A 12714-nucleotide genomic window follows, 5' to 3' on the forward strand; every position below is an offset into this window, starting at 1 on the left:
AACCGAGCTTTGGCCTGCTTTATTAAAAAATGGTTTCAATTGTCCGGATCGGTGGCCGGATGGTGTCCGTCCCGTATTCAACCGTGGTGAACGGACGGAAAACGTTGCCCTTTGGGGGCGGGATCGTTACATCGGCGGCAAGCAAATTTCCTCAAATCGAAGGTTTCACGGGACCGATGGCGCGCCAGTTCATCTATTTCATGCAGGGCCTGACCAAGAGCTACCCGACCCGGAAGGTGCTCGACAATATTCACCTGAGCTTCTATCCGGACGCCAAGATCGGCGTGCTCGGCGTCAACGGGTCGGGTAAGTCGACCCTGCTCAAGATCATGGCTGGCCTCGACAAGGAATACACCGGCGAGGCCTGGGTCGCCGAGGGTGCCCGCGTCGGCTATCTCGAGCAGGAGCCGCAGCTCGATCCCAAGCTGACCGTGCGCGAGAATGTCATGCAGGGTGTCGCCAAGCAGAAGGCGATCCTCGACCGCTATAACGAGCTCGCCGTCAACTATTCGGACGAGACCGCCGAGGAGATGACCAAGCTTCAGGACGAGATCGAGGCGCAGGGCCTGTGGGATCTCGACAGCAAGGTCGACCAGGCCATGGACGCGCTGCGCTGTCCACCCGACGACGCCGACGTGACCAAACTCTCCGGCGGTGAGCGCCGCCGCGTCGCGCTGTGCCGCCTCTTGCTCGACCAGCCCGAGCTCCTGCTGCTGGACGAGCCGACCAACCATCTCGACGCGGAATCCGTATCGTGGCTGGAAGGGCACCTGCGCAACTATCCCGGTGCGATCCTGATCGTCACCCACGACCGCTACTTCCTCGACAACGTCACGGGCTGGATCCTCGAGCTCGACCGCGGTCGCGGCATCCCCTATGAGGGCAACTACTCCTCCTGGCTGGTGCAGAAGCAGAAGCGGCTTGAACAGGAGGGCCGCGAGGACGCTGCGCACCAGAAGACGCTGGCCCGCGAGCAGGAATGGGTGGCATCCTCGCCGAAGGCGCGCCAGGCCAAGTCGAAGGCGCGTTATCAGCGCTATGAGGAGCTGCTCAAGAAGGCGAGCGAGAAGCAGACCCAGACCGCGCAGATCATCATCCCGGTCGCCGAGCGGCTCGGCACCAACGTGGTGGACTTCGAAGGGCTCAGCAAAGGTTTTGGCGATCGTCTCCTGATCGACAATCTCACGTTCAAGCTGCCGCCGGGCGGCATCGTCGGCGTGATCGGTGCCAACGGTGCCGGCAAGACCACGCTGTTCAGGATGATCACCGGCCAGGAGCAGCCGGACTCCGGCACAATCACGATCGGTGAGACCGTGCATCTCGGCTATGTCGACCAGTCGCGCGACGCACTCGACGGCAAGAAGACCGTGTGGGAAGAAATCTCCGGCGGCAACGAGCTGATCCTGCTCGGCAAGAAGGAAGTGAACTCGCGCGGCTATTGCTCGGCGTTCAACTTCAAGGGCGCGGACCAGCAGAAGAAGGTCGGCGCGCTCTCCGGCGGTGAACGCAACCGCGTGCATCTCGCCAAGATGCTGAAGTCCGGTGCCAACGTGCTGCTGCTCGACGAGCCGACGAACGATCTCGACGTCGACACGCTGCGCGCGCTCGAGGAGGCACTGGAGGACTTCGCCGGCTGCGCCGTCATCATCAGCCACGATCGCTGGTTCCTCGACCGCATCGCGACCCACATCCTGGCCTTCGAAGGCGACAGCCATGTCGAATGGTTCGAGGGCAACTTCCAGGACTACGAGAAGGACAAGATGCGCCGGCTCGGCCAGGACAGCATCATCCCGCATCGCGTGAAGTACAAAAAGCTGACGCGGTGATCCCGGCATGATGCGGCGGGCGCTCATCGCGGCCGCGATCGTCGTCACCTGCGGCTGTTCGTCCGCCCACGCTGCCGACGCGGCCTTCACGCAGTTCGTTGATTCGCTCTGGCCGGAGGCGCAGGCGGCCGGCGTCTCGCGCGCGACATTCGAGCGTGAGACGCGCGGGCTCGAGCCCGACTACAAGCTGCCCGATCTGATCCTACCCGGACGGCCCGCGACCGGCGCGCCGTCGCAGGCCGAGTTCGTGCAGGTCCCGGCTGACTACGTCAAGGAAGCTTCGATCGCGCGGCTTGCCGGCGAGGGACAGCGACTGCTGCAGAAATATGGCACGGCACTGACCGGGATCGAGAGAAGCTCCGGCGTGCCTGCCACCGTCATGCTCGCGATCTGGGGCCGTGAGACCGATTATGGCCGCTACACGCTGCCCTACGATCTCGTCCGCGTGCTGGCGACGCAGGCTTATGTCGGCCGCCGCAAGGACCAGTATCGCAACGAATTCGTCCTCGCGCTGAAGATCCTGGGAGAAGGCGTGGTGACGCGCAAGGACATGCGTTCGTCCTGGGCCGGCGCCACCGGGCTGACGCAGTTCCTGCCCTCGGAATACTACAAGCATGGCGTCGACTTCGACGGCGACGGCCGTATCGATATCTGGCACTCCGTGCCGGATGCGCTGGCCTCGGCCGCGCAGCAGCTCGTCAACAAGGGCTGGCAAAGCGGCCTGCGCTGGGCCTACGAGGTGCAGGCGCCGGCGAACGTCGATTGCACGGTTGGCGTGCCGGAGGTGACGAAGCCGATCGGCCAATGGCTGCGCGAAGGTTTTGTGCCGGTGCGTGGGCAAAAGCTCAGCGCGGCCGAGCAGGCCCAGCCAGCCTCGCTGCTCCAGCCGGAGGGCATCTACGGCCCGTCGTTCCTGACCACGAAGAACTACTTCGTCATCAAGGAATACAATTTCTCCGATCTCTACGTGCTGTTCGTCGGCCATCTCAGCGACCGCATGATGAGCCCGCTGCCGTTTGCAACGCCCTGGTCGGCCTCCAAGCAGTTGCGCACCAAGGATGTCGAGACCATGCAGCGCGGGCTGACGCGTATCGGGCTCTACAGGGACAAGATCGACGGCAAGGCCGGCATGCAGACACGCGCAGCGCTCGGCGCCTATCAGAAGTCGGCGGGTTTGAAGGTCGATTGCTGGCCCAGTGAAGAGGTGCTGCGCTCGATCCAGGCTGCGCGATAGCAGAGCAGCAAAAGAAAAAGCCCGGCCGAGATGCTCGGCCGGGCTTCGATCGCGGCGCGCGCGTAACGATCAGATCAGTAGCAAACGCGGACCGGGCGGACGACCCAGCCGTAACCGTCCCAATACCGCTCACGACGCCAGTAGCAGGGCGGGGGCGGCGGGCCGGGCTCGGCGACATAGACGGGGCCGCCATAGGCGGGACGGCTCGACGCAATGGCGCCGCCGACGATCGCGCCGCCAATCAGGCCAGCCGCGATGCCGGCACCGACGTCACCGGCTTTGGCAGGCGGGGTGGCGGTCACCAGCGAACCGGCGACCGTCGCAACCGTGAGGGCGGCAACTAAAGTCTTCTTCATGCTCAGGGCTCTCCTGGGAGATGGGCTCCCCTTGTTAGAGGTGCCCGGGTTTCAAAGGTTCACGCACACTCTGATGGAATTGGCCGTTGGGCTAGCAAGCGCGCAAATGGTCAATCCACGGTAAACGCACACGGAGCTGTGACGAGAAAAAGCGGTCTTTTTCGGGCTCCGAGATGAACGGCCCATCCGTGGTGAGCCGGTCCTGGCGACTTAGCCACAGACTCTGACACGGCGGACGCGCCAGGCATAGCCGTCCCAGAAGCGCTGCTTCTGCCAGACGCAGCCGCCGTAATAGTCGTCGGCAACATAGCCCGGGCCCGGTGCGTAGTAGCGCGGCGGGTAGTAGCCGGGTTCATAATAGCCATAGCCGGGTCCGTAGTAATACGGAGAGGCAAGCGCGCCACCGACAATCGCGCCGCCGATGATCCCGGCGGCCACGCCCGCGGCGACGCCGCGCTGGGCATGGGCGGGTGTTCCGGCCGTCAGCGCCAGGGTGGCGACGGCGGCAACTGCCAGGAGCGACTTCTTCATCGGCTTGACCTTTTCGCACAATCACGCGGGAACTCTTTGGGAGCAGAGTTCCACAATTGGGAGCAGAGTTCCACAATTCGCTTGAATGATCAATGAACGGCGCCTTCGCCGGCTCGACCAATTGACATGGACGCAACTCCGCCAAGGAGACGATGATGGGCAACGCGACGGTCAATGCATTGATTGCTGCCGGAATCGTCTTCGCGATCGGCTACGGCTGGTTCATCCACCTCCAGAATCGCGGACGGCGCTCCCGCGCAGCGGCCGGTAGCGACGGAGGGAGCAGCGGCAGCGACAGTTATTCCGGGACGAGCGACGGCTTCTCGCTGGGAAGCTGGTTCTCCAGCGACAACTTGGGGAGCGCGACCGACGGCGGCAGTTGTTCCAGCAGCGATGGCGGCAGCAGCGGCGGGGATTGCGGAGGTGGCGGCGATGGTGGAGGAGGCGGAGGTGGCGATTAGAACCCCCGCAATCTTGATCCAGCGCAACAGCTCGTTTTAGAGCCGTTCTAGGCTGTCGACCGGGCCAGTTTGGAATAGCTTCAAATACCAGTTTTTCCTTTTGCATCCGGCCAGCCTGTTAAATATCGATGATGGCGCATCACCGAAGGACCTTCCGCTTCCATGATCGTTTGTTCCTGTAACGTGCTGAGCGATGATGATATCCGCGCCGCCGTCGCCGAGTCCGAGGACGCCGTGCGCCATGCCAAGCAGGTCTACGGATGCCTCGGCTGTAGCGCCGAATGCGGTCGCTGTGCCCGGACCATCAAGACGATCATCGACGAAGCCCTCGGCCCCTGCGCCCAGTCCTGCTGCGCCGGCTGTCCTCATAGCCACACCGTGCCTGCCAATGACGAGACGGCCGAACCCGCGCAGTTCGCCCTCGCAGCCTGCTAAAAACTTCCACAACACCGGCTGAGCTTTTCCCCCGGCTGCGTCCGCGTGGCTGGTTGCTCTCGTCCGCGAACTCATTTAGAAGCGTTCTAAATTCGGTTAGGGCCGATTTGGACTGCGAAAGCTGGAGTGAACCATGCAGGGCGACGCAAAGGTCATCGACTATCTCAACAAGGCGCTGCGTCACGAGTTGACTGCGATCAATCAGTACTGGCTGCACTACCGCTTCCTCGACAATTGGGGTCTGCTCGACATGGCCAAGGTCTGGCGCAAGGAGTCCATCGAGGAGATGGAGCACGCCGACAAGCTCACTGAGCGTATCCTGTTCTTCGACGGCTTTCCGAACATGCAGGTGCTCGATCCCCTGCGCATCGGCCAGAATGTCAAGGAGATCATCGAGTGCGACCTCGCCGCCGAGATGAGCGCCCGGGCGCTCTATCAAGAAGCGGCGACCTACTGCCACAGCGTCAAGGACTACGTCACGCGCGACCTGTTCGAGAAGCTGATGAGCGACGAGGAGCACCACATCGACTTCCTCGAAACCCAACTCGATCTGATCGGTCGCATCGGCCTCGAGCTCTACACCCAGAAGCACGTCGGCGGGCTCGAGGGCGACGGGCATTAAGCTCCGGCCCGGCTCCCTCCATTCGTCATGGCCGGGCCTTGACCCGGCCATCCACGTATTGCCGCACGACGAAGACGTGAATGCCCGGGACAAGCCCGGGAATGACGGACCCCTAGCTACAGCTGCGTCTTGTAGATTTCTTCAACGGTCTCCTGGCTCGCCGGTTCGCCGAGGCCGGTCTGATCGTGAATGACCGTGCCGATGCTCGGCATCACCGAGCGCTGCACCTTCTCCGACGACCACAGCTTCGAGCGCATCAGCGCCTTGCCGCAATGGAAATAGACCTCGCTGACCGCGACATTCAACACCGCGCGCGGAGGCTTGCCGAATTCCACCATCGAGGCGAGCAGATCCGGGTCAGCCGACAGCGTGCCGCGTCCGCCGACGCGCAGCGTCTCGTCGATGCCCGGCACGAAGAACAAGAGGTGCACGAAGCCCGAGCCTTCGACCACGTTGCGGAAACTGTCGATGCGGTTGTTGCCGGAGCGGTCGGGCATCAGCAGCTGGTTGGGGCCGGCGACGCGGACGAAGCCGATGCCGCCGCCGCGCGGCGAAGCGTCGACGCTCCCGTCCGCTCCCGATGTCGCGAGCACGCAGAACGGCGACATCTCGATGAATTTCTTCGCATGCGCATCGATCGCGGGCCGTGCCTTCGCGATCACGCGCGGGCTCGGCTTGGCATAGATGGTGGCGAGGTCTTCGGCGCTCAGATCGTTCAACGGCGTGCCTCCGCTTCAGTTTGGCCGAAGCTATCCGATCAGGCGCGTTCAGCCAACGAAATCAAACGCGCTAAACTGCGTCCGCCGGCACGAAGCAGCTGATAATGACGGCACCGCGGTGATGGACGTACCACACCACGGCCTGCCCGACCGGGTTGCCGCGATCGCGAATGATGGCGCGCTCAGGCACCTCGATCCATTGTCCATCGATCGGTACCCAATAGGCGCCGCCGCGCACGTCGTAGTCGGTGCGATGGCCGTCGGAGATGTCGCAGCAGGGCACGCCATTCGGCGCGATCACGCTCTTGAACCAGGCGCGGATATCCGGCGGGACGTGATCATATTGCCCGTTGTCGAATGCGAACGCGGCGCTCGTCAGCGCCGTCATTGCAGCCAGCCAAATGCACAGTGCCAGCCTGTGCATGATCCTCCTCGTCGCGTCTTGCCATTCGCGCATGATTCGTCCGCGCGTCGATTCGACTGTTAAGACGATTAAGCCCGAGCTGTCAGCGCATTGCATGCTCAAATAATATGCGGCGGCGGAGCGCCGCATATGATGCATTGCGATATGGGCGTGTTCTTGGTGATCCCTACATCGCGCGCTGCGGCGCGGATTGCAGCAATTGCCTGACATGCTCGGCGTAGAATTTGGCGTTGCTCGTGGTGCCATGGCCGCGCGTCTCGGTGCTCGCCGGGATCAGGTACAGGCGCCCGTTCTTGACCCGCTTCATGGCGGCATCCGTAATTCCGGTCTCCGGCGGGTTGCGTTCGTCGTCGGCGGAATTGATCAGCAGCAGCGACGCTTCGATTGCCTCCAGCTTCTCTGAGGCATTGTAGTCGTGCGAGGACTCCCACTGATAGACGAAGTCGTTGGCATCCGCCGTGATCGGCGCTGCAAGACGCTCGTCGACCATCTTGTCGGCCTTGGCCGCGGTCGGCGACTGAGATTGATAGGCGAGCGTCCCGCCGATGCTCGCGATGCCGTACGCCGTGATGGCGTATTTCATCATGCGCGGCTGGCTGGTGTAATTGCCGCCATTGTAGTCGGGATCGTTGCGGATGGTGTCGAGCATGATCCGCCGCAGCATCCAGTTGCGCGACGCCATCTCGGTCGGCTGCGAGGCCATCGGGATCAGTGCGTCCATCGCGTCCGGATATTTCTCGCCCCACAGCCAGGTGTGCATGCCGCCCATCGAATTGCCGATCACGAGCCGCAAATGCTTGATGCCGAGGCCTTCCGTCACCAGGCGATATTGCGCCTCGACCATGTCGTCGTAGTTGTATTTCGGGAAGCTCGTCTTCAGTCCGTCGGACGGCTTCGACGATTTGCCGTGGCCGACATTGTCGGGAATGATGATGTAATATTTGGAAGCGTCGAGCGGCTGCCCCGCGCCGAACAGCTCGCCGGCAAAGGAGGGAGTCAGCATGCCCGCACCCGAGCCGCCTGTTCCGTGCAGCACCAGCACCGGTTGGCCTGAGGGCTCGCCGACAGTGGTGTAGTGCAGCTTCAGTTCCGGCATGATCTCGCCGGTGTGGAACTTGAAATCCCTGGCGATCCAGTCTCCCTGCTTTGGGGGCGGGTAATCGGCGGACAAGACCGGTGTGGAGATAGCCAGCGTCGAAAGGGACAGCAGGATGGCAGACAGCGCCGCGCGACAAGCTCTCATGTTCATTTCCCCCATGCGGCTCATGGTCGGCGGCCGCGTTGCGGTGGAATTTAGCAGAAGTCTGGGAGGGATGTAGGATTTCGGCTCGGCCGATCGTCTTTCAGGCTGACACCGGGAGATCCTGCATGTGCCGCAACATCAAGACACTATTCAACTTCGAGCCGCCCGCGACGGAGGATGAGATCCATGCCAGCGCGCTGCAGTTCGTGCGAAAGCTGTCGGGTTTCAACAAGCCGTCGCAGGTGAACGAGGCGGCGTTCGAGCGTGCGGTGGCCGAGGTCTCTGAGGCCGCACGAAAACTCCTGACGTCGCTGCATACGCATGCGCCGGCGCGCGACCGCGAGGTTGAGGCGGAAAAGGCGAAGGAACGCTCACGGCTGCGCTTCGGCTCGTGAGCGCGAGCAACGCGTTCCGTGATCTGGCTCACGGTATCTGCTGCGTCAACTTGCGATGCTGGCGGCCGGGGTTTTGATCGCCCGGAGCACGACCATGAGCCGCCCCCTTCTTCCTTTGAAAGCAGGTGCCATCGTCTTCACGATGCTATGGACCGCGTGGATGATGTGGTGGAGCGGCTCGTTCTCGAGCGCACACGTGATCATCCTCGGCCTGTGCGGCGCGGCGGTGGGCTATCTCTGGTATCGCGCCATGCGCTGGCAGTTCGAGCGCATGGGCATGCTGCCGGGGCCTGAGAACCGGTCGAAATAGCCTCGCCCGCTAGCCCTTGGGAGCGTGCTTCTTCTTTTTCTTCCTCTTCGTCTTCTTGTGATCTTCGCCGTCATCGCTCTCGTCATCGACGATTGCCTCGCCGGTTTCCTGGACGGCGGCCTCGAGCGCATCGCGCTCGGCGGCTTCGCGTTCGCGCTGGCGGCGGCGTTCGTCCCAGGCGTCGAAGAGCTGGTCGAGCCACGGCAGCACTTGCTCGATCGATGGCAATTGGCCGGGTTGACCCGGCTCGCCGCGCGGGCCTTGCGGCCCCGCCGGCCCCTGCGGTCCGAGAGGTCCCTGTGGTCCGGCGGCTCCGCGTGGGCCGGCTTCGCCCTGCTTGCCTTGCGGACCGGGCTTGCCAGGCGGGCCGGCCTTGCCGATCGGTCCCGGCTTGCCCTGCGGCCCCGGCTTGCCGCGCGCCCCGTCGGGGCCGCGCCGGCCCGGATGACCCTGCGGTCCAGGCCGTCCCGGCTCGCCTTGCCGTCCGCGCGGGCCCGGAGGTCCCTGCCGTCGTCCCTGATCGTCTGCCACGCCACTGCTCCCTGCACCCGAAGCAAGCTACTTAGCGACGTTTGACGACAGCAGCAATTCTGCGCGCGTGAGATCGGTCAACATCAATCGGCACGCCGTCGCACGTGCTAGTCTTGATAGGCTGGCACGTCGATGCCGGAGGCGGCATAGAGCCTGATCTTGTTGCGCAGCGTGCGCACCGACAGGCCGAGCACGCGCGAGGCGCGCGTGCGGTTGCCGTCGCAGCGCGCCAGCGTCTGGAGCACGAGCTCACGTTCGACCTCGTCAACGGTGGCGCCGATCAGAAGCGGAACGATCTGGTTTGGAGCAAGGAACTGTGCGTCCGGCTCGGACGCAGCGACGTGAACAGTGGTCATCAACACCTCCCGACCAACGCCCGCTTCCATCGTTGGAAGCGGATCGAGAACCAACGACCCCCAAGCCGTAGATCCACGGTGGTCGGGTTTGGTTAATGAAGGGTTAACCGGGGACGATCGCACCAATTGACCTCAGGAATGCCGCGAAGCCGCCGCGATTGGTGGGAGATGCATCGCGATGCGGACCTATCTCGTGCCGATCACGCGTGTGATGCCCGCGCAAACGGGCATCACACGCAGATGCGGATGGGTGAGTCGTGCCTCACACCGTGCGATACCCGCCGTCCACCATCACGATCGTTCCGGTGACATAGGCCGACATATCCGAGGCGAGGAAGATCGCAGGTCCCACGATGTCCTCCGCCTTGCCGGTGCGCGCCAGCGGGGTGTGGTCGACGAAGGCCTGCACCAGCGCCGGATTGGTCGCGCGCACATTGGCGTTGATGTTGGTCTCGATGAAGCCCGGCCCGATCGCGTTGACGCGCACGCCCTCCTTGCCGAGCTCGACCGCGAGCGCCTTGGTGAAGCCGAGCACGCCGTGCTTCGAGGTGGTGTAGGCCGCCGAGCTCGGCGTGCGCAGATGCACGAAGGACTGGATCGAGCCGATATTGACGATGCGGCCCTTGCTGGCGCGCAAGGGGGCGAGGAACGCCTGCGTCATGTTGAAGACGCCGTTGAGGTTGAGCGAGATGATGTCGTTCCAGTCCTTCGCCACCGTCTCGGTCTCCGCGGTGAAGGCGTTGCGGCGGGTGATGCCGGCATTGTTGACGAGGATCGACACCTGTCCGACCTTGCCTTCGACCTGCTTCGCCAGCGCGAAGCAATCCTCGCGCCGGGTCACGTCGAGCGCAAAGCTTTCGGCCTTGCCGCCCGATGTTCGGATCTCCTGCGCGGCCTCTGCCACCGTCTCGGCGTTGACGTCGAGCAGCACGACCTCGGCGCCCTCGCGCGCATATCCGGCGGCGATCGCCCGGCCGATGCCGGAGCCGGCACCCGTGACGACGGCGATGTGGTTTGCGAGCAAGGCCATGACATATTCCTCCCGATTTCTTTTCGAAGTTTCACGAAAAGCTAACTCGAAATTAAGGGGTCGGAAACGGCGGCCTTGGCATACTGATCTTCATTGCTACACGTTGCGCGCATGATGGAACGGCTCGACTCCTGGAAACTCGCTCTGGAACGCCTTCGGTCGGCGCACTCGCCCGATTGGGCCGAGGCCGGCCGGCTGCTGGCGGAGATCGCGCGGATGAGCGGCGACCTCACGCTGCGCCAGGCCGCCGAGCAGGCGCTTCCGGTGCTGCGCCAGGCCGTGGACAATGACGAGCACGGCGTGATGCTGGCGGCCCAGCGCCGTCTCGGTGTGGTGCTCGATGTCGTGCATGATCTGAGTGTCCCGCGCTTCGGCCGCCGCAACGCCATGCCGAAACAGCTGTCCAGCGAGGATCGCGCCCGCAAGATGCTCGGCCTGCCGCTCGCCGTGCAGCTCACCTGCGAGGAAATCAACCGGGCCTATCGCCGCGCCGCCAAGGGCCTGCATCCCGACCAGGGCGGCAGCGCGGACGCCTTCATCGACCTCGCCGACGCGCGCGACATCCTGATTCATCCCGGCGCGCACAAGGACGCGTGAGCGCGCGTCAGCCCCCGCTTGCGCAACACAAAAACAACCGGGCAAGGATGCGAGTCCTTGCCCGGCTCTTCGTCCGCCGATCGAATGGTTACCAGCTGCAGTGGCCGTTCTTCAGCGCGGAATCCTTCACCGCGAGCGCGTCGATGAAGGTCGGCACGGTCGTGCTGGCGCGGTGATAGCCGGCCGGCCACGGTGTGGTCGGGATGCTCTCGTCCCAGATCTGGCAGAAGCCGGTGTCGTGCCAGCGGATCAGATGATAGCTGGCTTCGGCAGGGCTCGCAGCGACGAACGCAGTGACGGCAAGACCGGTGGCAGCGCACAGCATGGAAAGACGACGCATGATCAGCTCCTCAAAATGAATGATGTGATGCGCCTCCCGACAATGACGGGAGGAGGGTGCGGGACGCCTTTGGGGGATGCGCCCCGGACAAGATGTGAGTAGCGGCTCGCGCTGATCGGGTTCAAACAAGGCGGGCAGGAAAAGACGAGGGCGGATCGCTCGCCCGACCCGCCCTTGAAATGCGATCTCCTGCCTGAGTTCAGAGCGTGCAGCGGCGCTCGGTGCGCATCTGGATCTGGAGGTCGGAGGCCTGCTGGAAGGTCGGGAGCGGCTTGCTGACGACCTTGTAGGTCGACACCCCAATCTGGAACGGCTTGTACTGCAGGTCCTCGTTCCAGACCTGGCAGATGCCGGTGTTGTCCCAGCGGATCACGTAATAGCCGACCTTCGCGGATGCGGGCACGGCGAACACGGAACTAGCAATGCCGGCAACGGCACAGAGCGCGAAAACGCGACGCATGAAGTATCTCCTTGTGGGGAAGTGGGATCTGAAAATTCGTGCGGTAAAAGCAGGTCCTTTGCAAGCCGGGGAGCCGCCGTTCACGGACATGTCAGCTGCTCCCCAAGCATTTGGTTTGGCCGCGTGCCCGACAAGCAACACGCTCACCGCGCCAGTGACGCGACTGCCTCGATCTCGATCAGCATCTTCGGATCGGGCAGCGCGTGCACCACGCACGTTGTCCGCGCCGGGTAGGGCGGCGGGCCGAAGGCGCCGGCATAGAGCGCGTTCATGGCGGCGACATCCGAGGCGCGGGTCAGGAGCACGTTGACCTTGACGAGATCGTGCGTGCCGGCGCCGGCCTCGCCCAGCACACGCTTGATGTTGACCACGACGTTGGCGAACTGCGCCTCGAAACCGTCGGGCAGCGCGCCATTGGCATCGAAGCCGGGAATGCCGGAGACGAACAGGAGGTCACCGACGCGCGTCGCAAACGACAGCGGCGGCGCCTTGACGTGCGGCGGGGGCGCGAAATGCTGGATCGGCATGGGCTCACCTCAGGAAGGGCTAAGACCTATGAGCGTAACGGCAGGAGCGGCGCGCTCCAAACAAAAAGTACGAAAACAACCCCATGCACAGGAGCGATCGTGCGGAGATCATTAGGATTTTTAAAATTCGGAAAGAGCGAAATAATCAACTTGCTCCGTCGGGCAAAACAGGAGCAAGATGGCATCGTGGCGGTTGGCGTGCTGTGCAGTGCTTCGCCTCTCCCCCGCGCGGCCCGCCCGCGGTGAGAGGACGGGCCATTGACCCCGTCATTGCGAGGAGCTCTTGCGACGAAGCAATCCAGGCTGGCTCCGCGGCG

Annotated in this window: 19 protein-coding genes; 8 read left to right on the forward strand and 11 right to left on the reverse strand. The window is 63.7% G+C overall.

What is annotated here, in order from left to right:
• Positions 1 to 176 precede the first annotated feature (176 nt).
• Positions 177 to 1826, forward strand: coding sequence for an energy-dependent translational throttle protein EttA (ettA, locus tag P6U27_RS09280; RefSeq protein WP_129146201.1), 1650 nt, complete (start codon positions 177 to 179; stop codon positions 1824 to 1826).
• Positions 1827 to 1833: 7 nt separating this feature from the next.
• Positions 1834 to 3060, forward strand: coding sequence for a lytic murein transglycosylase (locus tag P6U27_RS09285; protein WP_407193902.1), 1227 nt, complete (start codon positions 1834 to 1836; stop codon positions 3058 to 3060).
• 74 nt (positions 3061 to 3134) lie between these two features.
• Here the strand turns inward: P6U27_RS09285 and P6U27_RS09290 are convergent, their stop codons facing one another.
• Together P6U27_RS09290 and P6U27_RS09295 are read right to left on the reverse strand one after the other, a co-directional pair.
• Complete coding sequence (locus P6U27_RS09290) at positions 3135 to 3416, reverse strand: hypothetical protein (protein WP_122401911.1); 282 nt, start codon at positions 3414 to 3416, stop codon at positions 3135 to 3137.
• A 210-nt stretch (positions 3417 to 3626) separates the two neighbouring features.
• Entirely contained in the window at positions 3627 to 3947 is a 321-nt protein-coding gene (locus P6U27_RS09295; protein ID WP_129146203.1) for a hypothetical protein, read from the reverse strand.
• A gap of 152 nt (positions 3948 to 4099) precedes the next feature.
• Here P6U27_RS09295 and P6U27_RS09300 point away from each other — a divergent pair, with 152 nt between their 5' ends.
• From P6U27_RS09300 to bfr, 3 genes are all read left to right on the forward strand, one after another.
• Positions 4100 to 4408 (forward strand): hypothetical protein, encoded by a 309-nt coding sequence (locus P6U27_RS09300; RefSeq protein WP_407193903.1) that lies wholly within the window; start codon positions 4100 to 4102, stop codon positions 4406 to 4408.
• 162 nt (positions 4409 to 4570) lie between these two features.
• A complete protein-coding gene (locus P6U27_RS09305; RefSeq protein ID WP_122401913.1) occupies positions 4571 to 4843 on the forward strand; it encodes a bacterioferritin-associated ferredoxin in 273 nt (90 codons plus the stop codon).
• Positions 4844 to 4976: 133 nt separating this feature from the next.
• Entirely contained in the window at positions 4977 to 5465 is a 489-nt protein-coding gene (gene bfr, locus P6U27_RS09310; RefSeq protein ID WP_025034463.1) for a bacterioferritin, read from the forward strand.
• Positions 5466 to 5581: 116 nt separating this feature from the next.
• Here the strand turns inward: bfr and P6U27_RS09315 are convergent, their stop codons facing one another.
• The 3 genes from P6U27_RS09315 to P6U27_RS09325 all read right to left on the reverse strand — a co-directional run bounded on the left by P6U27_RS09315 (position 5582) and on the right by P6U27_RS09325 (position 7851).
• Positions 5582 to 6184, reverse strand: a complete 603-nt coding sequence (locus P6U27_RS09315; RefSeq protein ID WP_407193904.1) for an MSMEG_1061 family FMN-dependent PPOX-type flavoprotein — start codon at positions 6182 to 6184, stop codon at positions 5582 to 5584.
• 70 nt (positions 6185 to 6254) lie between these two features.
• Positions 6255 to 6608, reverse strand: coding sequence for a hypothetical protein (locus P6U27_RS09320; RefSeq protein WP_122406499.1), 354 nt, complete (start codon positions 6606 to 6608; stop codon positions 6255 to 6257).
• A gap of 166 nt (positions 6609 to 6774) precedes the next feature.
• Positions 6775 to 7851: an alpha/beta fold hydrolase gene (locus tag P6U27_RS09325; protein ID WP_407193905.1), complete on the reverse strand. Its 1077-nt coding sequence runs from the start codon at positions 7849 to 7851 to the stop codon at positions 6775 to 6777.
• A 125-nt stretch (positions 7852 to 7976) separates the two neighbouring features.
• On the opposite strand from P6U27_RS09325, the gene P6U27_RS09330 reads away from it, so the two are divergent.
• Together P6U27_RS09330 and P6U27_RS09335 are read left to right on the forward strand one after the other, a co-directional pair.
• Positions 7977 to 8246 (forward strand): DUF2277 domain-containing protein, encoded by a 270-nt coding sequence (locus tag P6U27_RS09330; RefSeq protein ID WP_407193906.1) that lies wholly within the window; start codon positions 7977 to 7979, stop codon positions 8244 to 8246.
• A gap of 94 nt (positions 8247 to 8340) precedes the next feature.
• Positions 8341 to 8556, forward strand: a complete 216-nt coding sequence (locus P6U27_RS09335) for a hypothetical protein (RefSeq protein WP_407193907.1) — start codon at positions 8341 to 8343, stop codon at positions 8554 to 8556.
• A 9-nt stretch (positions 8557 to 8565) separates the two neighbouring features.
• On the opposite strand, the gene P6U27_RS09340 is transcribed toward P6U27_RS09335, so the two are convergent.
• The 3 genes from P6U27_RS09340 to P6U27_RS09350 all read right to left on the reverse strand — a co-directional run bounded on the left by P6U27_RS09340 (position 8566) and on the right by P6U27_RS09350 (position 10473).
• A complete protein-coding gene (locus P6U27_RS09340) occupies positions 8566 to 9087 on the reverse strand; it encodes a collagen-like protein (protein WP_407193908.1) in 522 nt (173 codons plus the stop codon).
• 107 nt (positions 9088 to 9194) lie between these two features.
• Entirely contained in the window at positions 9195 to 9443 is a 249-nt protein-coding gene (locus P6U27_RS09345; RefSeq protein ID WP_027572640.1) for a helix-turn-helix domain-containing protein, read from the reverse strand.
• Positions 9444 to 9705: 262 nt separating this feature from the next.
• Positions 9706 to 10473 (reverse strand): SDR family NAD(P)-dependent oxidoreductase, encoded by a 768-nt coding sequence (locus P6U27_RS09350; protein WP_407193909.1) that lies wholly within the window; start codon positions 10471 to 10473, stop codon positions 9706 to 9708.
• 111 nt (positions 10474 to 10584) lie between these two features.
• Here P6U27_RS09350 and P6U27_RS09355 point away from each other — a divergent pair, with 111 nt between their 5' ends.
• The gene (locus tag P6U27_RS09355) at positions 10585 to 11070 is read left to right on the forward strand and encodes a J domain-containing protein (RefSeq protein WP_129146205.1); all 486 of its coding nucleotides are present in this window, start codon (positions 10585 to 10587) and stop codon (positions 11068 to 11070) included.
• A gap of 88 nt (positions 11071 to 11158) precedes the next feature.
• On the opposite strand, the gene P6U27_RS09360 is transcribed toward P6U27_RS09355, so the two are convergent.
• From P6U27_RS09360 to P6U27_RS09370, 3 genes are all read right to left on the reverse strand, one after another.
• The gene (locus P6U27_RS09360) at positions 11159 to 11410 is read right to left on the reverse strand and encodes a hypothetical protein (protein WP_407193910.1); all 252 of its coding nucleotides are present in this window, start codon (positions 11408 to 11410) and stop codon (positions 11159 to 11161) included.
• A gap of 199 nt (positions 11411 to 11609) precedes the next feature.
• Positions 11610 to 11870: a hypothetical protein gene (locus P6U27_RS09365; protein ID WP_122401920.1), complete on the reverse strand. Its 261-nt coding sequence runs from the start codon at positions 11868 to 11870 to the stop codon at positions 11610 to 11612.
• A 143-nt stretch (positions 11871 to 12013) separates the two neighbouring features.
• Complete coding sequence (locus P6U27_RS09370) at positions 12014 to 12397, reverse strand: RidA family protein (protein WP_122401921.1); 384 nt, start codon at positions 12395 to 12397, stop codon at positions 12014 to 12016.
• Between the last annotated feature and the right edge of the window lie 317 nt (positions 12398 to 12714).

The sequence above is a fragment of the Bradyrhizobium sp. STM 3566 genome, assembly GCF_045571445.1.
In the GTDB taxonomy this organism is placed as follows: Bacteria; Pseudomonadota; Alphaproteobacteria; order Rhizobiales; family Xanthobacteraceae; genus Bradyrhizobium; species Bradyrhizobium vignae.

Coding starts and splice junctions, on each gene's coding strand:
- ettA (WP_129146201.1), top strand. CDS start 177: ATGGCGCGCCAGTTCATCTATTTCATGCAGGGCCTGACCAAGAGCTAC.
- P6U27_RS09285 (WP_407193902.1), top strand. CDS start 1,834: ATGATGCGGCGGGCGCTCATCGCGGCCGCGATCGTCGTCACCTGCGGC.
- P6U27_RS09290 (WP_122401911.1), bottom strand. CDS start 3,416: ATGAAGAAGACTTTAGTTGCCGCCCTCACGGTTGCGACGGTCGCCGGT.
- P6U27_RS09295 (WP_129146203.1), bottom strand. CDS start 3,947: ATGAAGAAGTCGCTCCTGGCAGTTGCCGCCGTCGCCACCCTGGCGCTG.
- P6U27_RS09300 (WP_407193903.1), top strand. CDS start 4,100: ATGATGGGCAACGCGACGGTCAATGCATTGATTGCTGCCGGAATCGTC.
- P6U27_RS09305 (WP_122401913.1), top strand. CDS start 4,571: ATGATCGTTTGTTCCTGTAACGTGCTGAGCGATGATGATATCCGCGCC.
- bfr (WP_025034463.1), top strand. CDS start 4,977: ATGCAGGGCGACGCAAAGGTCATCGACTATCTCAACAAGGCGCTGCGT.
- P6U27_RS09320 (WP_122406499.1), bottom strand. CDS start 6,608: ATGCACAGGCTGGCACTGTGCATTTGGCTGGCTGCAATGACGGCGCTG.
- P6U27_RS09325 (WP_407193905.1), bottom strand. CDS start 7,851: ATGAGAGCTTGTCGCGCGGCGCTGTCTGCCATCCTGCTGTCCCTTTCG.
- P6U27_RS09330 (WP_407193906.1), top strand. CDS start 7,977: ATGTGCCGCAACATCAAGACACTATTCAACTTCGAGCCGCCCGCGACG.
- P6U27_RS09335 (WP_407193907.1), top strand. CDS start 8,341: ATGAGCCGCCCCCTTCTTCCTTTGAAAGCAGGTGCCATCGTCTTCACG.
- P6U27_RS09345 (WP_027572640.1), bottom strand. CDS start 9,443: ATGACCACTGTTCACGTCGCTGCGTCCGAGCCGGACGCACAGTTCCTT.
- P6U27_RS09350 (WP_407193909.1), bottom strand. CDS start 10,473: ATGGCCTTGCTCGCAAACCACATCGCCGTCGTCACGGGTGCCGGCTCC.
- P6U27_RS09355 (WP_129146205.1), top strand. CDS start 10,585: ATGATGGAACGGCTCGACTCCTGGAAACTCGCTCTGGAACGCCTTCGG.
- P6U27_RS09360 (WP_407193910.1), bottom strand. CDS start 11,410: ATGCGTCGTCTTTCCATGCTGTGCGCTGCCACCGGTCTTGCCGTCACT.
- P6U27_RS09365 (WP_122401920.1), bottom strand. CDS start 11,870: ATGCGTCGCGTTTTCGCGCTCTGTGCCGTTGCCGGCATTGCTAGTTCC.
- P6U27_RS09370 (WP_122401921.1), bottom strand. CDS start 12,397: ATGCCGATCCAGCATTTCGCGCCCCCGCCGCACGTCAAGGCGCCGCCG.